This window comes from Mycobacterium sp. NGS64 (genome assembly GCF_059812245.1).
The window spans coordinates 361,236-384,362 of the sequence record NZ_JCALCI010000001.1 but is presented as its reverse complement, the minus strand read 5'-3'; the positions used below and the strand labels follow the sequence as shown (position 1 = coordinate 384,362).

18 protein-coding genes and 2 pseudogenes are annotated in these 23,127 nt (G+C 69.6%); 7 read left to right on the top strand and 13 right to left on the bottom strand.

Going from position 1 to position 23,127, the window contains the following annotated elements; all coding sequences use genetic code 11:
* Positions 1–11: 11 nt before the first annotated feature.
* The 3 genes from AC5Y4S_RS01915 to AC5Y4S_RS01905 are packed head-to-tail and all read left to right on the top strand — an operon-like array spanning position 12 to position 5,741.
* Positions 12–4,595 carry an ATP-dependent helicase gene (locus tag AC5Y4S_RS01915; protein ID WP_500029390.1) on the top strand — a complete coding sequence of 1,528 codons (4,584 nt, stop codon included), beginning with the start codon at positions 12–14 and terminating at the stop codon, positions 4,593–4,595.
* A 3-nt stretch (positions 4,596–4,598) separates the two neighbouring features.
* Positions 4,599–5,363, top strand: a complete 765-nt coding sequence (gene nei2 / locus AC5Y4S_RS01910) for an endonuclease VIII Nei2 (protein WP_500029389.1) — start codon at positions 4,599–4,601, stop codon at positions 5,361–5,363.
* Positions 5,364–5,420: 57 nt separating this feature from the next.
* Positions 5,421–5,741 carry a DUF732 domain-containing protein gene (locus tag AC5Y4S_RS01905; protein ID WP_085188130.1) on the top strand — a complete coding sequence of 107 codons (321 nt, stop codon included), beginning with the start codon at positions 5,421–5,423 and terminating at the stop codon, positions 5,739–5,741.
* 6 nt (positions 5,742–5,747) lie between these two features.
* On the opposite strand, the gene pstS is transcribed toward AC5Y4S_RS01905, so the two are convergent.
* Positions 5,748–6,857: a phosphate ABC transporter substrate-binding protein PstS gene (pstS, locus tag AC5Y4S_RS01900; protein ID WP_500029388.1), complete on the bottom strand. Its 1,110-nt coding sequence runs from the start codon at positions 6,855–6,857 to the stop codon at positions 5,748–5,750.
* 44 nt (positions 6,858–6,901) lie between these two features.
* Positions 6,902–7,798 (bottom strand): extracellular catalytic domain type 1 short-chain-length polyhydroxyalkanoate depolymerase, encoded by an 897-nt coding sequence (locus AC5Y4S_RS01895; protein WP_500029387.1) that lies wholly within the window; start codon positions 7,796–7,798, stop codon positions 6,902–6,904.
* A gap of 164 nt (positions 7,799–7,962) precedes the next feature.
* Between AC5Y4S_RS01895 and AC5Y4S_RS01890 the strand changes: the two genes are divergently transcribed.
* The 3 genes from AC5Y4S_RS01890 (at position 7,963) to AC5Y4S_RS01880 (ending at position 9,100) form a co-directional block, all read left to right on the top strand.
* Positions 7,963–8,316 (top strand): DUF732 domain-containing protein, encoded by a 354-nt coding sequence (locus tag AC5Y4S_RS01890; RefSeq protein ID WP_068112563.1) that lies wholly within the window; start codon positions 7,963–7,965, stop codon positions 8,314–8,316.
* Positions 8,317–8,464: 148 nt separating this feature from the next.
* Complete coding sequence (locus AC5Y4S_RS01885) at positions 8,465–8,776, top strand: DUF732 domain-containing protein (RefSeq protein ID WP_500029386.1); 312 nt, start codon at positions 8,465–8,467, stop codon at positions 8,774–8,776.
* Positions 8,777–8,932: 156 nt separating this feature from the next.
* On the top strand, positions 8,933–9,100 hold the full coding sequence (locus AC5Y4S_RS01880) for a hypothetical protein (protein ID WP_500029385.1): 168 nt from the start codon (positions 8,933–8,935) through the stop codon (positions 9,098–9,100).
* Between the two features lie 6 nt (positions 9,101–9,106).
* Here the strand turns inward: AC5Y4S_RS01880 and AC5Y4S_RS01875 are convergent, their stop codons facing one another.
* Genes AC5Y4S_RS01875 through phoU form a run of 3 tightly spaced genes read right to left on the bottom strand, consistent with a single transcriptional unit; the run spans position 9,107 to position 15,278 of the window.
* The gene (locus AC5Y4S_RS01875) at positions 9,107–12,010 is read right to left on the bottom strand and encodes an arylsulfatase (protein WP_500029384.1); all 2,904 of its coding nucleotides are present in this window, start codon (positions 12,008–12,010) and stop codon (positions 9,107–9,109) included.
* Positions 12,007–14,622 (bottom strand): magnesium-translocating P-type ATPase, encoded by a 2,616-nt coding sequence (gene mgtA / locus AC5Y4S_RS01870; RefSeq protein ID WP_500029383.1) that lies wholly within the window; start codon positions 14,620–14,622, stop codon positions 12,007–12,009. Before mgtA ends, AC5Y4S_RS01875 begins: the two co-directional genes overlap by 4 nt.
* Complete coding sequence (phoU, locus tag AC5Y4S_RS01865; RefSeq protein ID WP_500029382.1) at positions 14,619–15,278, bottom strand: phosphate signaling complex protein PhoU; 660 nt, start codon at positions 15,276–15,278, stop codon at positions 14,619–14,621. The genes mgtA and phoU overlap by 4 nt, the downstream gene beginning before the upstream one ends.
* Before the next feature lie 170 nt (positions 15,279–15,448).
* Between phoU and AC5Y4S_RS01860 the strand changes: the two genes are divergently transcribed.
* Positions 15,449–16,048: a DUF5994 family protein gene (locus tag AC5Y4S_RS01860; RefSeq protein WP_500029381.1), complete on the top strand. Its 600-nt coding sequence runs from the start codon at positions 15,449–15,451 to the stop codon at positions 16,046–16,048.
* Between the two features lie 9 nt (positions 16,049–16,057).
* Here AC5Y4S_RS01860 and AC5Y4S_RS01855 read toward each other — a convergent pair whose 3' ends face one another.
* The 8 genes and pseudogenes from AC5Y4S_RS01855 to AC5Y4S_RS01820 form a co-directional block, all read right to left on the bottom strand.
* Positions 16,058–17,191: a PPE family protein gene (locus AC5Y4S_RS01855; protein WP_500029380.1), complete on the bottom strand. Its 1,134-nt coding sequence runs from the start codon at positions 17,189–17,191 to the stop codon at positions 16,058–16,060.
* A 35-nt stretch (positions 17,192–17,226) separates the two neighbouring features.
* Positions 17,227–18,360, bottom strand: a complete 1,134-nt coding sequence (locus AC5Y4S_RS01850) for a PPE family protein (protein WP_500029379.1) — start codon at positions 18,358–18,360, stop codon at positions 17,227–17,229.
* Between the two features lie 184 nt (positions 18,361–18,544).
* Entirely contained in the window at positions 18,545–19,348 is an 804-nt protein-coding gene (locus AC5Y4S_RS01845; RefSeq protein WP_500029378.1) for an MBL fold metallo-hydrolase, read from the bottom strand.
* A gap of 125 nt (positions 19,349–19,473) precedes the next feature.
* Positions 19,474–20,190, bottom strand: a complete 717-nt coding sequence (locus tag AC5Y4S_RS01840) for a maleylpyruvate isomerase mycothiol-dependent enzyme family protein (RefSeq protein WP_500029377.1) — start codon at positions 20,188–20,190, stop codon at positions 19,474–19,476.
* Positions 20,191–20,244: 54 nt separating this feature from the next.
* A pseudogene (locus AC5Y4S_RS01835) lies at positions 20,245–20,649 on the bottom strand (hypothetical protein); the annotation flags it as partial.
* Positions 20,650–21,354: 705 nt separating this feature from the next.
* Positions 21,355–21,782 (bottom strand): annotated as a pseudogene (locus tag AC5Y4S_RS01830) (IS481 family transposase); the annotation flags it as partial.
* Between the two features lie 119 nt (positions 21,783–21,901).
* Entirely contained in the window at positions 21,902–22,240 is a 339-nt protein-coding gene (locus tag AC5Y4S_RS01825; RefSeq protein ID WP_068187726.1) for a hypothetical protein, read from the bottom strand.
* 40 nt (positions 22,241–22,280) lie between these two features.
* The gene (locus AC5Y4S_RS01820) at positions 22,281–23,120 is read right to left on the bottom strand and encodes a pseudouridine synthase (protein ID WP_500029376.1); all 840 of its coding nucleotides are present in this window, start codon (positions 23,118–23,120) and stop codon (positions 22,281–22,283) included.
* Between the last annotated feature and the right edge of the window lie 7 nt (positions 23,121–23,127).

Genomic DNA, 23,127 nt, shown 5'->3' with positions numbered 1-23,127 from the left:
ACCATGGTTGGGTGAGCACTCGCACCGACCCCCGGTCGCCCGATCCGTTGGGCCGGTTCAGCGCGGCCACCCGCGAATGGTTCACCGGCACGTTCGCCGCCCCGACCACCGCGCAGGCGCACGCCTGGGAGGCCATCGCCGACGGCGACAACACCCTGGTGATCGCGCCGACCGGATCCGGCAAGACCCTCGCGGCGTTCCTGTGGGCCCTGGACTCCTTGGCTAACCTCGCCTCCCCCGCCGGGGCGGCCGGGCGGCCATCCGGCACCCGCGTGCTCTACGTGTCGCCACTCAAGGCGCTGGCGGTCGACGTCGAACGCAACCTGCGCACCCCGCTGGCCGGGCTCACCCGCATCGCCGAGCGGCACGGCCTGCCCCCGCCGGACATCAGCGTCGGGGTCCGCTCCGGCGATACCCCGCCCGCGGCCCGCCGGCAGCTCATCGCGCACCCGCCCGACGTCCTGATCACCACCCCGGAATCGCTGTTCCTGATGCTGACGTCGGCGGCCCGGGAAACGCTTGCCGGCGTTCAGACGGTGATCGTCGACGAGATCCACGCCATCGCCGGCGGCAAGCGCGGCGCCCACCTGGCCCTGTCCCTGGAACGCCTCGACGACCTGCGCTTCGCCTCGTCGCAAGCGCCGCCCGCGCAGCGCATCGGGCTGTCGGCCACCGTGCGCCCGCCCGAGGAGCTGGCGCGCTTCCTGTCGGGCGGCAGCCCCGCGACCCGGACACGCGTGGTCGCGCCGCCGTCGGCCAAGACCATCGAGCTCACCGTGCAGGTCCCGGTGCCCGACATGGCCAACCTCGCGAACAATTCCATCTGGCCCGACGTCGAGGCCCGGCTCGTGGACCTGATCGAATCGCACGGCTCGACCATCGTGTTCGCGAACTCGCGACGGCTGGCCGAGCGGCTCACCTCCCGGCTCAACGAGATCCACGCCGAACGCGCCGGGATCTCGCTGGACACCGACCCCAACCCGAAAGTCGCCGGCGGCGCCCCGGCACACCTGATGGGCAGCGGCCAGAGCTTCGGCGCGCCGCCGCTGCTGGCGCGCGCCCACCACGGCTCGGTCAGCAAGGAGCAGCGCGCCCTGGTCGAGGAGGACCTCAAGCGCGGGCTGCTCAAGGCGGTGGTGGCGACCTCGAGCCTGGAGCTGGGCATCGACATGGGCGCCGTCGACCTGGTGATCCAGGTGGAGGCGCCGCCGTCGGTGGCCAGCGGGCTGCAGCGGATCGGGCGGGCGGGCCACCAGGTCGGCGAGGTCTCGCGCGGCGTGCTGTTCCCCAAGCACCGCACCGACCTGATCGGGTGCGCGGTGACCGTGCAGCGCATGCTCGACGGGCAGATCGAGACGATGCGGGTACCCGCCAACCCGCTGGACATCCTGGCGCAGCAGACCGTCGCGGCCGCCGCGCTGGAGCCGCTGGACGCCGACCGGTGGTTCGACACCGTGCGGCGGGCCGCCCCCTTCGCGACGCTGCCCCGCAGCGTGTTCGAGGCCACCCTGGACCTGCTGGCCGGCAAGTACCCGTCCACCGAGTTCGCCGAGCTGCGCCCGCGCCTGGTCTACGACCGCGACACCGGCACGCTGACCGCGCGGCCCGGTGCGCAGCGGCTGGCCGTCACGTCCGGGGGCGCCATCCCGGACCGCGGGCTGTTCACCGTGTACCTGGCTTCCGAGGCCGAAAAGCCTTCGCGGGTCGGCGAACTCGACGAGGAGATGGTGTACGAGTCCCGACCGGGCGACGTGATCTCGCTGGGCGCCACCAGCTGGCGGATCACCGAGATCACCCACGACCGGGTGCTGGTGATCCCCGCGCCGGGACAGCCGGCCCGGCTGCCGTTCTGGCGCGGCGACGACGTGGGCCGCCCGGCCGAGCTGGGGGCCGCGCTCGGCGCGTTCACCGGGGAGCTGGCCGGCCTCGACCGCGAAGCCTTCGACAAGCGTTGCGCCGCTTTGGGTTTCGACGCATACGCGACCGACAACCTGTGGGGGCTGCTGGACGAGCAGCGGACCGCGGCCGGGGTGGTCCCCACCGACACCACCCTTCTGGTCGAGCGGTTCCGCGACGAGCTCGGCGATTGGCGGGTGATCCTGCACTCGCCGTACGGCCTGCGGGTGCACGGGCCGCTCGCGCTGGCGGTGGGCCGGCGACTGCGCGAGCGCTACGGCCTCGACGAGAAGCCGACCGCCTCCGACGACGGCATCGTGGTGCGCCTGCCCGATACTTTGGACGAAACCCCTCCCGGCGCAGAACTTTTCGTCTTCGACGCCGACGAGATCGATCCCGTCGTCACCGCCGAGGTGGGCGGCTCGGCGCTGTTCGCGTCGCGGTTCCGGGAGTGCGCGGCGCGCGCGCTGCTGCTGCCCCGCCGCCACCCCGGCCGCCGCTCGCCGCTGTGGCACCAGCGCCAGCGCGCGGCCCAGCTGCTGGACGTGGCGCGCAAGTACCCCGACTTCCCGGTGGTGCTCGAGGCCATCCGCGAATGCCTGCAGGACGTCTACGACGTCCCGGCGCTGACCGCGCTGATGGCCAACATCGCCCAGCGCAAGGTGCGGGTGCTCGAGACGGAAACCGCGCGACCGTCCCCGTTCGCGGCCTCCCTGTTGTTCGGCTACGTCGGCGCCTTCATGTACGAGGGCGACACCCCGCTCGCCGAGCGCCGGGCCGCCGCGCTGTCCCTGGACAGCACGCTGCTGGCCGAGCTGCTGGGCCGCGTGGAACTACGCGAGCTGCTCGACCCGGACGTCATCGCCGCGACGGGCCGGCAGCTGCAGCACCTGTCGGCCGACCGGGCCGCCCGCGACGCCGAGGGGGTCGCGGACCTGTTGCGGCTGCTGGGCCCGCTGGCCGAGGACGAGGTCTCCGCCCGGGCGGGCGGCGCCGACGTCGGGGGGTGGCTGGAGGGCCTGCGGGCCGCCAGGCGCGCGCTGACCGTGCCGTTCGCCGGCCGCAGCTGGTGGGTGGCCGTCGAGGACATCGGGCGGCTGCGCGACGGGGTAGGGGCGGCGGTCCCGCTGGGCGTCCCGGCAGCGTTCACCGAGGCGGTGGCCGACCCGCTGGGCGAGCTGCTGGGCCGCTACGCGCGCACGCACACCCCGTTCACCACGGCCGAGGCCGCCGGCAGGTTCGGCCTCGGACTGCGCGTCACGGCCGACGTGCTGGGCCGGCTGGCGGCCGACGGCCGGCTGGTGCGCGGCGAGTTCGTCGCCACCGAACCGCCCGGGGGCGCCGGCGGCGAGCAGTGGTGCGATGCCGACGTGTTGCGCATCCTGCGGCGGCGTTCGCTGGCGGCGCTGCGCGCGCAGGTGGAGCCGGTGAGCACCGCCGCGTACGGGCGGTTCCTGCCGGCCTGGCACCACGTGTCGTCGCCGCAGTCGGGTCTCGACGGCCTGGTCGCCGTGATCGATCAGCTGGCCGGCGTGCGGATGCCGGCCTCGGCAATCGAACCGCTCGTACTGGCCCCGCGGGTGCGCGACTACTCCCCCGCGATGCTCGACGAACTGCTCGCCGCCGGCGAGGTGACCTGGTCGGGCGCCGGGTCGATCTCGGCGGGCGACGGCTGGATCGCGCTGCACGCCAGCGATTCCGCTCCGCTGACGCTGGCCGGCCCCGCCGAGCTCGACTTCACCGACGCGCATCGGGCGATCCTGGACACGCTGGCCGGGGGCGGCGCCTACTTCTTCCGCCAGCTGGCCCAGGACCCGATCCCCGAGCCGGAGCTGAAAACCGCGCTGTGGGAGCTGATCTGGGCCGGCTGGGTCACCGGCGACACGTTCGCCCCGGTGCGCGCCCTGCTGACCGGCGCCGGGGCCCGCAAGCGATCCGTCCCCGCGCACCGCACCCGCCGCCCGCCGCGGCTGAGCCGCTACAGCGTCGCGCACGCCCAGCACCGCAGCACCGACCCGGCGGTGGCCGGGAGATGGTCGGCCCTGCCGGCGCCCGAGCCGGATTCCACGCTGCGGGCCCACTACCAGGCCGAGCTGCTGCTGGGCCGCCACGGCGTGCTGACCCGGGGCGCGGTGGCGGCCGAGGGCGTGCCGGGCGGGTTCGCGACCCTCTACAAGGTGCTGAGCACGTTCGAGGAGGCCGGCAGGTGCCAGCGCGGCTACTTCGTCGAGTCGCTGGGCGGCGCCCAGTTCGCCGTCGCGTCCACCGTCGACCGGCTGCGCAGCTACACCGACGACGTCGATCAGGAGCGCCCGGAGTACCGGGCGGTCGCGCTGGCCGCCGCCGATCCCGCCAACCCCTACGGCGCCGCCCTGCCCTGGCCCGCCTCGAGCGCCGAGGGCGCGCGCCCCGGCCGCAAGGCCGGTGCCCTCGTCGTGCTGGTCGACGGCAAGCTGGCCTGGTTCTTAGAGCGCGGCGGCCGATCGCTGCTGACGTTCACCGACGACCCCGCGGCCGACCATGCGGCGGCGGTCGCGCTGGCCGACCTGGTCGCCGCCCGGCGGGTCGTGTCGATCCTGGTCGAACGCATCGACGGCACGCCGGCGCTGCAACCCCACGCCGGGGGACCGAACCCGGCCGCCGAGGCGCTGGCCGAGGCCGGGTTCGCCCGCACCCCACGCGGCATGCGGCTGCGATAACCCATGCCCGAGGGCGACACCGTCTGGCACACCGCGGCCGTGCTGCGTGAGCACCTGGCCGGGCGCACGCTGACGCGCTGCGACGTGCGGGTGCCGCGGTTCGCCACCGTCGACCTGACCGGGGAGGCGGTCGACGAGGTGCTCAGCCGCGGCAAGCACCTGTTCATCCGGGTGGGGCGGGCCAGCATTCACTCGCACCTGAAGATGGACGGCAGTTGGCGGGTCGGCGGCCGCCCGGTGCGGGTGGATCACCGCGCCCGGATCATCTTGGAAGCCAATGACATTCGCGCGGTCGGCGTGGACCTGGGCGTGCTGGAGATCCTGGATCGGGACGCCGACCAGGACGCGGTCGCGCACCTGGGACCCGACCTGCTGGGCCAGGACTGGGACGCCGACCGCGCCGCCGCCAACCTGGCGGCGCAGCCGGACCGGCCGATCGCCGAGGCGCTGCTGGACCAGCGGGTGCTGGCCGGCATCGGCAATGTCTATTGCAACGAACTGTGTTTCGTCAGCGGGCAGGTGCCCACCGCGCCGGTCGCCGCCGTCGCCGACCCGCGCCGGCTCGTCTCCCGCGCTCGAGACATGCTGTGGGCCAACCGCTTCCGCTGGAACCGCTGCACCACCGGCGACACCCGGCCGGGCCGGCAGCTGTGGGTCTACGGGCGCGCCGGGCAACCCTGCCGTCGCTGCGGCACCCGCATCCGCTACGACGACGGCGGCGATCGGGTCAGGTATTGGTGCCCCTCCTGCCAGGTCGGCATGCAATGATCTCTGTGCACCGCGGGCCGGACGGGCCCCATCACTACCGGGCGGGAGGTCCCAGCGATGACGACCACCCGAACGCGCCTATCGGTCGGCCTCGCCCTGGCCATGCTCAGCCTCGCGGTGGCGGTCTCGCCGGCCGCGCGCGCCGACGCGGTCGACAACCTGTTCGTCACGGCGGTGAAGAACAAGGGCATCGAGTTCGCCACCCCACAGGCCGCGATCGTCGCCGGGCACGAGGTCTGTGACGAGCTCGATCTCGGTAAGCAGAAGTCCGACATCGCCTCCGAGGTGATGACGAACAGCAACCTGGACGGCTACCGCGCCGGCTTCTTCATCGGCGCGAGCGTCGCCGCGTACTGCCCCCGCTACCGCGGGTCATGATATGGCTCATGAGATGGCGTCGACCGCGGTCGACAACCGGGACTTGAACTCCTGCGGGATGGGGATGTACCCGTTGCCGGCGAGGCCGTCCTGGCCGGCGCCGATCGTGCTCTGCAGGAACGCCTTTACCGCCGCGCCGACCTGCGGGTCGGGATATTTCGAGCACACGATCTCATAGGTCGCCAGCACGATCGGGTACGCGCCGGGCTGGTTGGGCCGATAGAACGAGATGGTGTCGAGGGCAAGGTCGTTGCCCTTGGCGATGAAGAAGGCCGACGAGATGGTCTTGCCGACGGATTCCGCGCTGATCGTCACCGGGTCCGGGCCGGCCGACGTGAGGACCTTGGCCGTGTTCAGTTGTTGCGCCTGGGCGAACGACCACTCGACATAGGTGATCGCCCCCTCGGTGGTTTTCACGGCCGCCGCGGCGCCGTCGTTGCCCTTGGCGCCCTCGCCGACACCGCCGTTGAACGCCTTGCCGGCGCCCTTGCCCCACGCGCCGTTGGAGGCGCTGTCGAGGTACCGCTGGAAGTTGTCGGTGGTGCCCGACTCGTCGTTGCGGAACACGACGTGAATCGGCTCGGCCGGCAAGGCGATGCCGGGGTTGAGCGCCGCGATCGCGGGATCGTTCCAGCCGGTGATGCCGCCGCTGAAGATCCGGGCCGCGGTCGCGCCGTCCAGGTTCAGGGCGCTCACGCCGTTGACGTTGTAGCCGATGACGATCGGGCCGAACACCACCGGCAGGTTCCACGCCGGCGAGCCGCAGCGCTGCTGAGCTCGTGCGTACTCTTCCTTGCTCAGCGGCGAGTCCGAGCCGGCGAAATCCGTTTGATTGCCCACGAATTCGCCGATGCCGGCGCCGGAGCCGTTGGGCGTGTAATTGAGGGACTGGCCCCCGCAGGCCTGTTCGAAGGCCTTGACGAAACGGGTCATCGCGTTCGCCTGGGCGGTGGAGCCGCTGGCCCGCAGGGTCGGCTTGCCGCCGCAGGCCACCTTCGCCGGCGGGCTGCTCGTGCCGCTTGGACCGGCGGCGTGGTGGTCGCTGCCACACGCCGACAGGACCACCGCACCGGTGGCCAGGGCCGCCACCGCTGCACCAAATCGATTGAGTTTCAAAGGGATGCCCTCGTCACGGCCATGAGGCATACTAACCGCTTCCGCTAGTTCCGGCCGTGCGCGAGGAAAAACTGGGCGATGACTTCCGAGGCGTCCAGGGCGCGCGAGGTGCGCCCGATGATCGCCTGGGGCAGATACTGCTTGCCCCCCGGCCAGGTGTGCCCGCCGTTGTCGATCCGGTAGAAGATCACCTCGGTGGAAGCCGCGCAGGCCGCGGAATCGAAGCGGTGCACGACGGTGCCGTCGCCCACGCCGGGCAGCACCTGCGTCGACGGATCGCCCTGGCACCCATCGGCCGAACGCCAGGTGTCGACCATGCTGTTCGCCGAGATCGAATGGCTGACCCCGCCCCGTCCGCGCACGTCTCCGCCGTTGAACGGCACCAGCGGGTCGGCGGTGCCGTGGGCCGCCAGCACGGACACCGGACGCGACGGGTGGCAGACGACGCCGGCGCCCAGCGTCCCGGCCACCGGCGCGATCGCGGCGAACACGTCGGCGCGGTCACAACCGAGCCGGTTGGACATGAAGCCCCCGTTGGACATGCCCGTCGCGAAGACGTGCCCCGGCGCGATGTTGTAGTCGCTTTGCAGCTTGCCCGCCAGCGCGACCAGGAACCCGACGTCGTCGACGTGATGACGATCGGCCGGGGACGCCCCCCGCCCGTCGGCCCAGCTCTTGTCGTAACCATCGGGATAGGCCACCAGCAGGTTGTTGGCGTCGGCGACCGCGTCGAAGTCGGTCAGGCCCTGCTGGCCCGTTCCGGTGCCGCCGCCACCGTGCAGGCTGAGCACCAACGCGACGGGCTCGCCGGGCGGCACGTGCAACGTGTAGGTGCGGTCCATGCCGCCGGAACGCAAGGTGCCGGCCACATCCCGGGCGCTGGCCGCCGAGACGTGGCGCACGTCACAGCCCGCGCCGACGACCGCGCAGGCCGCCAGCACGACGAGCGAAAACCAGCGCGGGTACGGCCGGCGGGAACCATTGTTGCGTTGTTCGCAATATCCGCGATGATTAGATGATGGCGAGCTGTAACCTGCTTGCAACGTTGGCGGCCGAACCTTCAGTCGTCAAACAACGGAACTTCAGAACCTTGGGGGTATTAGAAATGACGAGTACCGGTACCCGCAAGCCTCGCCGGCTGCTCCCGCTGTTGGCTGCCGGCTTCATCCCGGCGGTCGCGCTGCTCGGTCCGGTGACGGCGGCCCCGCCGGCTTACGCCGACGGCACCGACGACGCGTTCATCACGGCGCTGCACAACCACGGCATCGAGCACGAGTCGCCCAAATCCGCGATCGCGGCCGGGCATTTGGTGTGCCACCAACTCGATATGGGCAAGACGCAGGAACAGATCGCGACCGACGTGATGAACAGCAGCGGCATCGACGGTGACGACGCCGGCTACTTCGTGGCCCTGGCCGAACGCGCGTACTGCCCGCAATACGCAGACGTGCCGTCGTAACGGCATAACGCCGGTTCAAATCGCAGAATCCGGCGGCCCGAACGCCTTTCGTGTCGCCCTGATTTCAATTCGGCGATCGCCGCACTGTGCAAAGCTGTATGTGCGAAATTCGCGGCTCGGGCAACGGCACGACTAGGAAGGGGGCGAAATGAGGCTCGCGCGCATCGTCAACCTGGTTGTGCTGGCCGTGTTCGCTCCCCTGGCGGCCACGGCCGCCATCGCCCGAGCCGACGCCGCCGACGACGCGTTCCTGGCGGCGGTGAGCGCAAAGGGCATCCACTTCGGATCGCCGGAAAAGGTTCTGATTGCCGGCCACGAGGTCTGCGATGAACTGGACAACGGCAAGACACCCGCGCAAGTCGCGTCCACCGTGCAGGCCAACAGCGACCTGGACGGCTACCACGCCGGTTTCTTTGTCGGCGCCAGCATCCGGGCGTACTGCCCCAAGTACGCGTCCTGACCTCACAGCGACGGTGCTTTTTTCTTAACGTGACGGCAACGCGCACGGTCGCTCTCACGAGACCTGCCGGCCCTACACTCCCGCTATCACCTACCAGCTCGGAGAACTGATTACGTGGTATCGAGAATTTTAGTTGGCGCCGCTGTCGCAGCCGGGATGGCGATTTCGATAGCGGCACCGGCCGGCGCCGACCCCAGCGTGTTCAACGATCTGTCCTGCAGCTGCCCCCAGACGGTCTCGAACGGCGGATCCTCCGTCGCCGACCAGATCAACCGGGGCATCCAGTCCGGCCTCGGCGGGAACGTCGCCCGCGCCCAGCAGTAGCGGCCTTCAGCCCGCGGCGCCGCGCCCGACGGCCTGCACCGCCGCGTGCTCGTGCAGCGCCTGTTCGGCTTCGGGGTGAACGGGTTTGAGGTCGAACACAACGTCCTTGACGGTCCCGGTGAACGCGTACGGCGCCCTGTCCTCGTAGTCGCGGTCCACGACGAGGCCGTTGTCGCGCCCGATGTCCATCCCCGCGTAGGACGTGAAGGCCAGCGGCACCGTGTTGGCCATCGAGCCCTCACCGATCAGCCGGTCGTCGGCCCAGAGCGTCACCCGCCCACCCGAACCCGGGACGGGTTGATCGGATTCGAAGAGCATGCGCACCGTCACGTCCCCGGTGGGAATCGGCTCGGTGGACACCTGCTTGTAGGTGTCCACGCCGAGGAACGAGTACGTGTGGCGCAGCCGCCGGCTCTCGTCGACCCATAGCGCGAACCCGCCGATGAAGTCGGCGTCGGCGACGATCACGCCCTGCGTGCCGTCGTCGGGAACGACCAGCCGCGCCTCGATCGCGTAGGAGCGCCCGAAGATCCGGGGCACCATGCCGCGCTGGATGTTCTGCACGTCGCCCTTGAAGGTGAACCGGGTGGTGGTCGGCAGCGGCGGCAGGCTGCCGAACATCACCGCGAGGCCACCCAGCAGCGGCAGCACCCGGTTTCGTTCGGCCTCCTGCCACCACAGCCGGGTGAGTTCGGCAACCTTGTCGGGATGCTCGGCGGCGACGTTGCGCGCCTGGGAGAAGTCGTCGGGCAGGTAGTACAGCTCCCAGACGTCGCTGTCCGGGTCGTACGTTCCGGGCGCGAACCGCGCCAGCGTCTCCGGTGAGAGGTCCCACGGCGCCTTGTCCAGCCGGGTGCACGCCCACCACCCGTCCTGGTAAATGGCGCGGCTGCCGAACATTTCGAAGTACTGCACCGTGTGGCGCTCTTCCGCCGCGGGGTCGTCGAAGGTGTGGACGAAACTGGTTCCGTCCATCGCTTCCTGCTCGAAGCCGTCGACGCTGACCGGCTGCGGTAAACCGATGGCCTCCAACACCGTTGGCGCGATGTCGATGCAGTGGGTGAACTGGCCGCGGATCGCGGCGTCGGGACGGATCCGGCTCGGCCAGGCGACCACCATCGGGTCGCGCGTGCCGCCGAGGTGGCTGGCCATCTGCTTGCCCCACTGGAACGGGGTGTTGTTGGCGTGCGCCCAGGCGCTCGCGAAATGCGGTGCGGTGAACTCGTTTCCGAGCGCCTCGATTCCCCCGTACTGTTCGATGAGCTCGAGTTGACGGTCGGCGTCGAGCAGCACCCCGTTCAGGAACGTCATCTCGTTGAACGAGCCGGTGACGGTGCCCTCCATGCTGGCGCCGTTGTCTCCCCAGATGTAGAAGACCAGCGTGTTGTCGGATTCGCCGAGATCCTCGATCGCGTCGAGCAGTCGGCCGACGTTGTAGTCCGCGTTCTCGGAGAACCCGGCGAACACCTCCATCTGGCGGGCGAAGAGCTTCTTCTGGTTGTCCGACAGGCCGTCCCACGCCGGGAACAAATCGGGCCGCTCGGTCAGCTCGGCGTCGGCTGGAATCACACCGAGCTGCTTTTGGCGTTCGAACGTCTTGCGCCGGTAGACATCCCAGCCCTCGTCGAACTGGCCGCGGTATTTGTCGGCCCATTCGGCGAACACGTGGTGCGGCGCGTGGGTGGCGCCGGTCGAGTAGTACATCAGCCAGGGCTTCTCGGCGTCCTGCGCCCGCACGGCGTGCAGCCATTCGACGGCCTTGTCGGTGAGGTCGTCGGGGAAGTAGTAGGGCCGGCCGTCCTTACCCTGGGGCACGCCGATGACGGAGTTGTCCTGGGTGATGATCGGGTCGTACTGGCCGGCTGCGCCGGACAGGAAGCCCCAGAAGTGGTCGAAGCCCCAGCCCACCGGCCAGTTGTCGAACGGGCCCGCCGCGCCCTGGACGTTGTCCGGGGTGAGGTGCCACTTGCCGAAACCGCCCGTCACGTAACCGTTGTCGCGCAGGATGCGGGGCAGCGCGGCGCAACTGCGCGGCCGGACCGAGGAATAGCCCGGGAAGGGCCCGGGGAACTCGGTGACCGAACCGAAGCCGACCCGGTGGTGGTTGCGCCCGGTCAGCAGCGCCGCGCGGGTCGGCGAGCAGACCGCGGTGACGTGAAAGCGGTTGTAGGTCAACCCGCTCTGCGCCACCCGGGTCAGGGTCGGGGTCCGGATGGCGCCGCCGAAGGTGTCCGGGCCGCCGAACCCGGCATCGTCGATGAGCACGATGAGCACGTTGGGTGCACCGTCGGGCGCCTTGGCCCCCGGGACGATCGTCCAGTCGCCGACCGAGTCGGCCATGGTGCGGCCGATGGTGCCGCCGAAAGCCCGCTGCGGCAACGGCAGCCGGGTGCGGTCGGGGTTGAACTTGCCCATCGCCTCTTCCAGCGCCGCGCCCAGGCTGCGCAGCGTCGAACGGCTCAGCTCCGCAACGGATTTCATTGGGGAGCCGGCGCACGCCTGCTCAACGCCCAGGCGGCCCTCCGCCGGCGTCACGGCGATGATCAGGCCGCTGCCCGCGGCCAGCGCCTGCCCGATCTTGTCGGCCAGCCCGCTCTTGATCCGGTGGTCGGCGAACGTGCCGGCCAGCGCCCCGGCGGCGGCACCGACCGCAGCGGTGGCCAGCAGGGCCGGCGAGAACAGGCCGACCGCCAGGCCGGCGCCCGCCCCCCACGCGGCGCCCCGGCGGCCCAGCCGGTTGCCCGTGTCGAGCAGCACGGGATTGCCGTCGGCGTCCTTGCCGACCAGGACGGCGCCCCGCAGCGGGACCTCCTTGGCCTTGGTTCGCTCGGTGAGCGTTTCGAAGTCGCGGCGAGCCGCATCGAGGTCCTGATAACCGGCGACAATGACCAGCGCTTGATCTTCGCTCATGAGCTCGGAGCGTAGTGGAAGCGCGCGGCGCGGCGGCGGATTCGGTGCTCGTCTCCGCGGGTGCGGTGCGGCTGCCCGTTGTGGTTCATCGGCTCGCTGTAGAACATCAGCTTGGCGAGCTCGACCAGGACCAGGTAGACGACGACGAAGCCGCCCAGCACGGCGAAGAACTGCCACGGCAACGGCGTGAAACCCAGGGTGTGGGCCAGCGGCGAGATGGTCAGCGCCACCCCGACGGCGACCACGGTGAGGCTGGTGATGGTCAGCGGGACGCTGGCCCGACTGCGGACGAACGGCACCTTGCGGGTGCGGATCGCAAAGATGATCAGCGTCTGCGTCGCAAGCGATTCCACGAACCAGCCGGTGCGGAATTCGACGGCGCCGGCGTGCAGCACGCCCAGCATCAACCCGAACGTCAGGAAGTCGAACAGGGAGCTGATCGGCCCGAAGATCAGCATGAACCGGCGGATGAAAGCGACGTTCCAGTGCGACGGCGCGTGCAGCTGTTCCTCGTCGACCCGGTCGGTGGGGATGGCGAGCTGGGAGCTGTCGTAGAGCAGGTTGTTGAGCAGGATCTGGCTGGGCAGCATCGGCAGGAACGGCAGCAGCGCCGACGCGGCGGCCGCGCTGAACATGTTGCCGAAGTTGCTCGAGGTGCCCATCAGCACGTACTTGATGGTGTTGGCGAATATCCGCCGGCCCTCGGCGACGCCGGTGGCCAGCACGCCGAGGTCCTTTTCCAGCAGCACCACGTCGGCCGCGTCCTTGGCGACGTCGGTGGCGCTGTCGACGGAGATCCCCACGTCGGCGGCATGCAGGGCCAGCGCGTCGTTGACACCGTCGCCGAGGAAGCCGACCGATCGCCCGTGGCGGCGCAGCGAGACGATCAGCCGCGCCTTCTGCTCGGGCGAGATTCGGGCGAAGATCGTGTTGTTGCGGGCGGCCTCGGCGAAGGCGTCGTCGTCGAGGGGCTCGAGGTCGGCCCCGGTGGCGGTGCCCTTGGACGCCAAATCGAGCTCGGCGCAAACCTTTTCGGCGACACGCGGATTGTCGCCGGTCGCGATCTTGAGTTCGATGCCCAGCGCGGCCAGCTGTGAAAGAGATTGGCGCGCAGCGGGTTTAGGTTCATCGGCGAAGACCAGAAAGCCGGCCAGCGCGAGGTCGGTTTCGTCGTCGGCGGTGACGGCGCTGAGCTCGTCCGCGGGCCGCAGCGCCACGGCCACCACCCGGCGCCCGGCGGCGAACAGGGCCGCGAGGGTCTCGTCGGCCGCCGGCGACGCCGCCCGGCATCGGGCCAGCACCTGCTCCGGCGCGCCCTTGACCACGAGGATGCGTTTCCCTCCGTCGTCGACCAGGACCGACGTCGCACGGCGCTCGTGGTCGAACGGCAGGATCGCGACGCGGCGCACCGCATCGCCCACCAAGTCCTGCGCCCCCGCGGACTCCCAGAGCGCGGCGTCGAGCGGATTGGCGCTGACGCCACCGGAATCCGGGTCGACGTCGGTGGCCAGCAACCCCAGCCGCCGGACCGGGTCGGCGTGCGCGCCGGCCGGGTCGATCGCGTCGACCAGGCGGATCTGGCCTTCCGTCAGGGTACCGGTCTTGTCGGTGATCAGGATGTCGATGTCGCCCAGGTCCTCGATGCACACCAGCCGTTTGACGAGCACCTTCGACTTGGCCAATTGCCGCGATCCCGTCGCGAGGCTGGTGCTGACCACCGCGGGCAGCAGCTGGGGCGTGATGCCCACCGCGATGGCCAGCGAGAACAGCACCGAATCGATGATCGGCTTGGACAGCAGCAGGTTGCTGGCCAGGATGATCACCATCAACGCGATCGCGACCTGCAGCAGCAGGTAGGAGAACTTGCGCAGCCCGACCTGGAAGGCCGTTTCCGGCTGACGCTGGTCCAAACCCGCTGCGATGCGCCCGAATTCGGCGTCTTTCCCTGTGGCGTACACCACGCCGACGCCCTCCCCGGCGCTGACGATGGTGCCCATGAAGGCCAGGTCGGCCGATTCCGCCAGCGCGGTGCCGGGCGGCGTCGGCAGGGGCGACTTCTCCGAGCCGGTCGACTCCCCGGTCAGGATGCTTTCGTTGCATTCCAGGCCGGTGACCTCGATCAGCCGGACATCGGCGGGCACGGCCTCGCCCAGCGAAAGCCGGATCACGTCGCCGGGCACCAGGTCGGTGACGCTGACCGTCACGAACTTCGAGTCGCGGCGCGCCAGGGCGTTGTGGTGCACCCGCCCGTGCAGGTCGGCGGCGGCCCGCTCGGCGCGATATTCGTTGACGAAGCCCAAACCGATGCTGGCGGCCAGAATGATGCCGATGATGACCGCCTGCATGCTGTCGCCCAGGAAGTACGACACCACCGCGGTGCCGGCCAACAGGATCAGCACCGCACTGCGCAGTTGGCGACCGAGCACCGCGAGCGCGTTGACGTGATGGGTCCGCACGGCGTTGGGGCCGTGCTGCGCCAGGCGGGCGGCCGCCTCGGCGCTGGACAGCCCGGCGGCCGAACTGCCCAGCCATTCCAGGACCGCCTCGACGGGGGCTTCAGCGACCCGCTTGGCGGTCAGCGGCGCCGCTTCGGCCGCAGTGGTGGCGGTCATCGCGTTGCATCCTCGGCGGGTAGCACGCCGGTGCGCATGAAGATGACGCGGCGGCCGATTTCCACGGCGTGGTCACCGAAGCGCTCGTAGAAGCGGCCCAGCAACGCCGCCTCCACGCCCACCGAGATGCTGTGGTTCCACTCGCGATCCAGCAGCACCGAGAACAACTGGCCGTACAGGTCGTCCATCGCCTGGTCTCGTTCGCGAAGCTGGGCGGCTTGCTGCGGGTCACGGGACATCAGCACCTGTTTTGCGCTGGCGCCCAAGGTGATTGCCACCTTGCCCATCTCGGCGAAGCAGCCGCGGACTTCGTCGGGGAGCACGTGCCTGGGGTGCTCGCGCCGGGCGATGTCGGCCACGTGCACGGCCAGCGCGCCCATTCGCTCGGTGTCGGCGATGATCTGTATCGAGCTGAAGATATCCCGCAGGTCGCCCGCCACCGGTTGCTGCAGGGCCAGCAGTCCGAACGCCTCCTTTTCGGCCGCCGTCCGCATCGACACGATCCGCTCCTGGCCGCGGATCACCTGCTCGGCGACGTCCAGGTCCGCCTCCAGCAGGGCCTGGGTCGCGCGCTTCATCGCCACCCCGGCCAGGCCGCACATCTCGCCCAGTTGTGCCGCCAGATTGTCGAGCTGCTCGTGGTAGGCGGTTCGCATGCGGTAATCATCACCAGGGCGGCGCGACTGCGACAGGGGCTTAAGTCGTCTTGGTCAACTTGTCGATCCCCAAACCGATTGGCGCTACCGGCCGTTCACGTCGGGTACACGCCGGGGTTACCTGCGGCGCTCGAGTCGCGGGTGGATCGCTTTGGTCGTACCTTGGTCGCGTGGAGCACGAGAATCGCTTGCAGCTCAAGCCCCATCGGTCCGCGTCGGAGCATCTCGACGGGGCCTGGTGGCCGCGGTCGACCCGGTTGGCCGACGAGCTGCCGGACTTGCTGGCGAAACTGTCCGACCGACTCGGCCACGTCGTGATGGTGGGCTACCGCCGCAACGGCTGGCACGAGACGCCGGATTTGGTCGAGATCGACGGCCACACAGTCGAATTGCTGGGCTTCACCAGCGACGAGCCGACCAGTGTGATCCTGTTCGGCGAGGACGGTCACCACCTCACGCTGCACGTCATCCGGCCCGACGCCGCCGAGGAGGCCGCCCGCCAGGAACTGCAGCAGGCCGGGGTGGCCGACCCCGACGCCGTGCCCGCCGGCACTTCCGCCGTCGCGCGGTCGGTGGCCGAGGTCGCCGACAAGCTGGCCCGCCACGAGGGGCGCGGCGACGAGCAGCGCACCGCGCAGATCAAAGAGTGGTGCGAGCAGGCCGCCCAGCAATTCGTCGACGCGCCCGTGCAGACCTTCGTTCCGATCCTCGTCGAACACATCGTCCGCAACCGCATGATCGAGTCCCGCGCGGGGGCGGCGACCGGCTAGGCCGGGCCGTCAGCCCGCTGAGGGCGGGCGGGTCATGAAGGTCCCCTTGATCTCCAGCCCGATTTCGAGGTCGTCGTAGTCGCGCCCCCCGCGCTTGCTCTTGTCGCGCGGCGCGACCGGCGGCATCATCGGCGGCGGCATGAAGGGGAACCCGGATTCGTCCGCGGCCAGCGGCGACGCCGCCGCCGCCAGCTGCACCGTCGATTTGGACGCGGACAACAGCCCGACCATCGCGGGCGGCGCCGTCAGCTTGCCGATCGAAACCCCGACGCCCACCGCGGCCGTCGGCGCCGATCCGGCGGCCCTGACCGCGTCGGCGAGGCCCGCCTCGACCCCGCCCAGCGCGGCCTCCCCCTCGGCCAGCCCCTGGCCCACGTCGCTGCCGACGCTCTGCAGCGTCTGGGCCGCGTTCAGCTGCGCCAGGTAGCTGAGCAGGTTGATCGGGATTCCGCCGGCGATGAACTGGTCGGCATACGTGTTGGCCAGGCCGAACCAGCCCTTCTGGGGGTTGAAGCCGAAGGGGGTGCTGAGGACGTTCGTCAAGAAATCCCCCAGCGGCGTCGATGCCGCCGGGGTGGCGGCGGCGGACGCGGCGGTGGCCTGCGCGGCCGCTGCCGCCGGGCTGACGATCGTGGGCGGCGACGAGAACTGCGGCAGCCGGATGGCCTGTGCCGAGGTCGCCGCGTAGCGGTTCATCGCCGCCGAATTGTTCACCCACATGCCCTCGTACTGGGCGTCGGTCTCGGCGATCGCGGCGAAGTTGGTCCCGAGCCAGTTGGTGGCGATCAGCTGCGCCAGCCGGGTCCGGTTGGCCGCGACCTGAACCGGGAAAACCACGGTCCGGCGGGTCAATTCGAATGCCGCGGCCACCGTCTCGATCGACGAGCCGACCTGCTCGCACTGCTGCGCGGTGGCGGCCAACCACGCGAGGAAGGGGTCGACGGCCTGAGCCATCGCGGCCTCGGACGGGCCGCCCCAGGCCTCACCCAGCGCCGAGAGCACTGCGCCGTAGCCGGGCAGGGAATCCTCCAGCTCGACGCCCAACCGCTCCCACGCGGCGGACGCCTCGATCAGAGAACCCGCACCCGGTCCGGAGTGGATCAGCGCCGCACTAATTTCTGGCGGCAGCGTCCCGAAGTCCATGACATCTCACCCCGGGAAGGTTTCGGCGTTGGCTTTCATCCGGCCGACGGCGGTGTGCGGATCACTTTGCCCTTGACTTCGGCGCCCACCTGGAGGTCTTCGAGCTTGTTCTGCTTCCGCTTGCGCCAGCCACTGCCCGCCGAGACCGGCGGGGGCATCAGCGGCGGCATCATGGGGAACCCGGCGTCGGCGCCGTCGAGCGGCGATGCCGCCGAGGCGAGTTGCACCGGCGTCTGCGAGGCGGGCAGCAGCCCCACCACGGCGGGCGGGGCGGTCAGCTTGCCCATCGACACGCCGACGGCCATCGCCCCGGTGGGCGCCGATCCGAGCGACTTCACCGCATTGGACAAGCTGGCCCCCGCCGCTCCCAGCGCCGACTCGCCCTCCGAGAGGCCCTGGCCGATGTCGCCGCCCACGCTCTGCAGCGCCTGGGCCGAGGTGCTCTGCGCGAGGTAGCTGAGCAGGTTGATCGGGAAACCGGACGAGATGAACTGGTTGGCGTAGGTGTTGGCCAGCCCGAACCAGCCCACGTTGGGGTCGAAGCCGAACGGGGTGCCGACGATCGACTCCAAGAAGTCCCCGATCGATTGCGCCGGCGTGGCGGCGGCGGCGGACGTGGCGGTGGCCTGCGCGGCCGTCCCGGCCGGGTCGGTGATCGCCGGCGGCGTCGTGAATTGCTGCAGGTCGAGCGCCTGCGTCGCGGCCGCCTGATAGCGCGTCAGCGCCGCGGAGTTGTTTGCCCAGAGGGTCTGGTACTGCTCTTCGGTCGCGGCGATGGCCGGCAGGTTGGCGCCGAACCGGTTGGTCGCTATCAGCTGCGCCAGCCGCGTCCGGTTGGCGGTCACCGTCGCGACCGGGACCACCGCCGACTGCGCCGAGTTGAACGCGGTCGCGGCGGCCTGCGTCGAGGAGGCCAGCTGGTCGGCCTGCTGGGCGGTGTCCCGCAGCCAGGTGATGTAGGGCTGGACGGCCTGAACCATCTTCGCGGCCGACGGGCCGTCCCACGCGTCCATCAGCGACGACAGCACCGACGTATAGGTGCTGACCGAGCTGTCCAACTCGTTGCCGATGCGCTGCCAGGCGGCGGACGCCTCGATCAGAGAGCCCGCCCCGGGACCGGCATGCACGAGCGCCGAGGTCACCTCGGGCGGCAGCGCTAAAAAGTCCATGACATCTCACATCCCTTATTCGGGAAACCATCCAGCAAAGTTGCGCTGACCGCGCCGCGACCAACGCGGAAACATTGCACGTCTACGCCCCTCGCGAGCACTGTTCCGTTCGCGAATCGCATGACATGAACATATACCGGACGTCCCTGGCCAGCGGAGAATTAGCAGCTGGGTGGCGGACCGCTCACAGGGTCACCGAGGCGCCGCGGTCCACTTGGATGACGCGGTCGCCCAGGCCGCGAAGCCGCATCTCGCCGATGAACTCGTCGAGCGGCGACGCAAACACGCTGTAGTCGTCGAAGTGCACCGGGATCGTTTTGGGCAGCGCCAGCAGCGCCACCAGCTCCGCGCCCTGGCGGCCGTCCATGGTCACCGTCAGACCGAACGGAAGCCGCCGGCCGGCGGGCAGCCGCGTCCCGCCCAGGTGCAGCACGCCGGCGTCGATCGAGTCGAAGCGCTTGGGGATCTCGTTGAGCTCCTCGACGAGCAGGGTGTCGCCGGAGACGTAGAGCCGACGCGCCGAGCGATCGGCGGCGACGAATTCGAGCATGGTGCCCATCACCGGCGGCAGCAGTCGTCGGCTCCACTGGGGGGCGTGCCGACCCGGCAGTGAGGTGATGTGAACGGTGTTGCCGCCCTTGGTGATCGTGTGTCGCTGCCACGTCGACAAACCCAGCGCGTGCCCGAAGCCACGATGGTGCAGCCGCTTGGCCGCGTGCGGGGTGGTGACGATCGGCAGCCCGTGGTCGAGGCCCCGCTGCGAGACCCGGTCCCAGTGATCGCCGTGCATGTGCGACAGCACCACCGCGTCGACCGCAGGCAGCTCGTCGACGTTCAACGCCGGTTCCCTGAGCCGCTTGGAGACCAACCCGTAACCCAGATAGGCATGCTGGCCCCGGTGCAGGAAATTCGGATCGGTCAACAGCGTCAGCCCGCCGGCGGTGATCAACGTGGTGGCATTGCCGACGAAGGTGACCGTGATTTCCATGACCGCGGGCTACCCGGTCCGGAAGCGTTCACGCGGTTAAAAGGTCGGGGGTGGTTTCCCCTCGGTGTTACGGGCCGCCGCCGTGGCCGCCGCGGGCGGGTCCCGGCCGCGCGGTCCCGACCTAGTCAGAGGTGCGGCAGCTCAGCGAGAACCACCGCCAAACGCGGATCGGTCACTTCAATTCTTCCGAAGTAAGCCAGGAGCAACTCGCCGGGTTCCACGTCGATCGGCTCGTCGTCGGCAGGCAGGGATCCGGACGATGCGACGAATTCGACAGTGTCGTCTTTCCCCAGATGCACGCGATGTCGGGTAGAGGTTTTGGCCTCAACCAGCCGATTCATCGACTCAGCGGGGCCACGAATTGCCATGGATGCCTCCGCGGCCGGTATCACCCACTCGTTCCCGGTTGCAACGGCGATGTCGTAGCCGTGGACAAGCAGCTCGCACAAGATCCATCGAGCCCCACCGCCGGCAGAGATTGTCGATCCTCCGTGGAAGGGATACAGACGGTCGAAGTCGACTTTGGGGTAGACGTGGTCGATCACCGCACGCAGATTTGCCTCGAGCCGGTCGGCGATATCGTTGATATCTCGGTCGGTGTACTCCGAGAGGCAGGTCGCATTCAGCTCGGCAACCCCGTCGTTTGTGGCGGCACGTCGGCGATCGCCAACCAGCCTGCCAAGCACGGTTACAACATGCGCCGCAGTCTCCACGGCCGTCCAGGCGAGCCCAGGCACCGGTCGCGCGGCGCGATCCGCATCGAGCCCCCGGACGATCGAGACAAACCGCTTCCCACTGTCATCTAGCGCGGCGAGGATGTCGGCTTTGGTCACCTCTTGCACTTGGCGAGCGTACGGCGGGCCGGGCGAATGGCGGCTTTTCGCCGTCGCCGCTTCCTAGAACGGCGGCGGTTCGTCGTCTGCGGCGGGTGGGGCGGGTCCAAAGTAGCTGGGCTGCTCGGCTTTTCGGGCTAGGCGGGCGGCGCGGTTGTGGCGGCGTTCGGTGGCCACCCGGGAGGCGCGGTCTTGGGCGCGGGTGCGCCGGCGTTTGGGCATCATCGCGACGCGCTGGTCGCAATAGTCGTGCGCCGGGTCGGCCTCGGCGCTGGGCATGCCGCCCACGGCGTAACACAGGCTGGGGAACAGCAGCGCGCTGCCCGGGGTGCTGACATAGGTGTGCCCGGCCGGGGACGTCAAAATCAGGGTGCCGTCGGCCAGTTGTTTTTCCGTCCAGCCCCAAAACGTCTTGATCAAACGATGGCATCGACTGGCTGAAGTACATTCTGAGCCCGGCGCATAAGGGCGGCGCAAAAAACTAGCCGTCCGAGTTGGGCCGATCCGTACCTTCTCCATCGATTGTCTCGACCGTTGACATTGGCGGTAGATCAGCGCCCAACAGCAGAGCGCGCCGGTATTCCTCGGCTGCGTGTTCCATCCTGTCCTCGGTCTCAAAGAATCGCGCTTTTGCCTGGCGGAACTTGCCAACGGCCCGAAGCATCTGTTTCCGGGAGCGTTGCCGGGCGGCCTCGGACCACTGCGCGAGGTTGGTGTCTTCCTCACCGTTCACAGCAACGCCCTTTTGCCTATCCAGGAGCATCTAATCACCGCCACTGGTCCTGTTATCGCGTATCTCTAGGCGAGGGTCAAGACCGGTCCTGTTGGGTATCCGAGACCCAAAAGGAGGCGCACTGTGGAAAGCGGCATCCACCAACTGCTTACCGAGTTGGAGTTCCTCGAACGAGTCATAAGTCGCGCAGAGGTCGCCGTGGACGGTGCCCATAAGGCGCGTCGAGCGGCCGAGAGTACCTGTCAAAAAGCGGCTGCACTGCGCAAGAATGCGCATCGAATGCGCGGGCCCTCGGTTTTCGCCCAGCGCGAGACCTAACTCCTGGCAGATCACCGGTCGTCGAACGTCTGCATCCGAGCTTGAGTGCGGCAATAACGCTTCGGGTTGGACGCGTGCGTGGCCCCGCCCTGGGCGTAGGGGATGGTGTGGTCGATATCGCAGACGAACCGCCGCCATGCCGATCGGGGCTTCTTTTTCGGCTCAAGACGAGCAACGCCAGCCTCACGAAAGATGCGTGCCAAGACGCCGTTGAAGGGATCTGTCCCAGGCCCATCGCGTGCATCTTCTCGTGCACACTGATCGGCCCGTGGTCCAGGCCGGAGGATTCCAGAGCGGCCCGCACTGCCACCGCCTGTTCCTTGACCTCATCGCTCAACTTCGACGGACTCGACATCGGTCGTCGAGTCCTGGGTTCGAGCACCGCGGCCGGCCCGTCGGTCCTGCTGCGTTTGCGCAATTCATAGAACGATTTGCGGGAGATGCCGTGCTCGGCGCAGAACGTCGAGACCGCCCCGCGAGGCGCGTCATCGGGCCACTGCGAGATCGCAAGACGGACGCGAGGATCGATGGGTTCATTGACAGCCACCACCGAAACCTTGGGGCAGAAGTGTCACCACCAAGACCACACGAACTGTCACCGATGTCCTGGTGCAGAACTGTCACCGATGTCTTGGGAGATGACACCCTGACAAGAGTCAGACAAGCCCGCTACGGCCAGGGCGCGCACAGCGGCGCGCAGGCGGGCCCGCGCGGCACGTGATCCCCCTCGACAATGTCGTTGTGCTGCGGGCTATCCGGGAATCCGGCCGCGGGATACCAATAGTCGTGGCAGACGTTCAAGTCCCACCCCTCGCGCTGCATGGCGGCGATCGGGCCGCCAGGCGACATGTGGTCGTTCGGATCCGGGTGGCCCGGGCACCAGGTGAAGTGGTTGAGCGGCGCCGGGGCGGGTTGGGCCACGGCCGCACCTCCGGCGAGACCGACGCCCGCCACCGCGAGGCCGCCCGAAAGGAGCGCCCCGGCAACGGCCTTCTTCAGTGTGTGCATGACGGCAGGCTAGCGAAGGGCGCATGCGAAATTCTTGCGCTTACGGGCCCTGCCGCCGGCTGACGAACTCGCGGCGCACACCGGAGCGTGGGTCGTCGAACTCGATGCGCTGCGCCAGCAACCGCAGCGGCGCGCTGAAGTCGTCGGGGGCCACGTCAATGATGTTGGGGTACAACGGATCACCCTCGATCGGCACGCCCAGCGAGCACATGTGCACCCGCAGCTGATGGGTGCGTCCGGTGCGCGGCGTCAGCCGATACACGCCATCGGCCAGCAGCTCCACCAACGTCTCCGCGTTCGGCACACCCGGCTCGCAGCAGGCCTGCAAAACGCCGCGGCGCTTGACGATTCGGCTGCGCACCACCCGCGGCAGCACCAACGAGGGGTCGACGGCAGCGCGCGCCAAATAAACCTTGCTGACCAAACCTCGGGAAAACATCGTCTGGTAGGCGCCGCGCACCTCGCGCCGGGTCGTAAAGACCAGCACTCCGGCCGTGAGCCGGTCGAGCCGATGCGCCGGGCTCAGCTCGGGCAACCCCAGTTCGCGGCGCAGCCGCACCAGCGCCGTCTGTGCCACGTGCCGGCCGCGAGGCATGGTGGCCAGAAAATGCGGCTTATCGACGACCACGATGTCGTCGTCTTGATGCAGCACCGGAATCTCGAAGGGCACCGGCACCTCGTCGCGCAGCTCGCGATAGAGGTAGACGAAAGAACCCGCCGGCAGCACCGTCGTCTCGTCAACCGGGGCGCCGTCGGCGTCGACAACCTCGCTGGCCGGCGCGCCGAACCGGGCGATCAGCTCGGCCAGCACCGGACCGCCGCGCAACCGCGCCCGTGCCGGGCCGAGCCCGTCGCGCACGGGAAGGGGCGCCGGCCTCAACGTCGCC

Excerpts from the sequence above, each read along its gene's own strand:
- AC5Y4S_RS01850 (WP_500029379.1), bottom strand. The coding sequence starts at position 18,360 with ATGGACTTTTTAGCGCTGCCGCCCGAGGTGACCTCGGCGCTCGTGCAT.
- AC5Y4S_RS01855 (WP_500029380.1), bottom strand. The coding sequence starts at position 17,191 with ATGGACTTCGGGACGCTGCCGCCAGAAATTAGTGCGGCGCTGATCCAC.
- AC5Y4S_RS01905 (WP_085188130.1), top strand. The coding sequence starts at position 5,421 with ATGACGACCACCCGAACGCGCCTATCGGTCGGCCTCGCCCTGGCCATG.
- mgtA (WP_500029383.1), bottom strand. The coding sequence starts at position 14,622 with ATGACCGCCACCACTGCGGCCGAAGCGGCGCCGCTGACCGCCAAGCGG.
- AC5Y4S_RS01845 (WP_500029378.1), bottom strand. The coding sequence starts at position 19,348 with ATGGAAATCACGGTCACCTTCGTCGGCAATGCCACCACGTTGATCACC.
- phoU (WP_500029382.1), bottom strand. The coding sequence starts at position 15,278 with ATGCGAACCGCCTACCACGAGCAGCTCGACAATCTGGCGGCACAACTG.
- AC5Y4S_RS01885 (WP_500029386.1), top strand. The coding sequence starts at position 8,465 with ATGAGGCTCGCGCGCATCGTCAACCTGGTTGTGCTGGCCGTGTTCGCT.
- AC5Y4S_RS01880 (WP_500029385.1), top strand. The coding sequence starts at position 8,933 with ATGGCGATTTCGATAGCGGCACCGGCCGGCGCCGACCCCAGCGTGTTC.
- nei2 (WP_500029389.1), top strand. The coding sequence starts at position 4,599 with ATGCCCGAGGGCGACACCGTCTGGCACACCGCGGCCGTGCTGCGTGAG.
- AC5Y4S_RS01825 (WP_068187726.1), bottom strand. The coding sequence starts at position 22,240 with ATGCACACACTGAAGAAGGCCGTTGCCGGGGCGCTCCTTTCGGGCGGC.
- AC5Y4S_RS01875 (WP_500029384.1), bottom strand. The coding sequence starts at position 12,010 with ATGAGCGAAGATCAAGCGCTGGTCATTGTCGCCGGTTATCAGGACCTC.
- AC5Y4S_RS01890 (WP_068112563.1), top strand. The coding sequence starts at position 7,963 with ATGACGAGTACCGGTACCCGCAAGCCTCGCCGGCTGCTCCCGCTGTTG.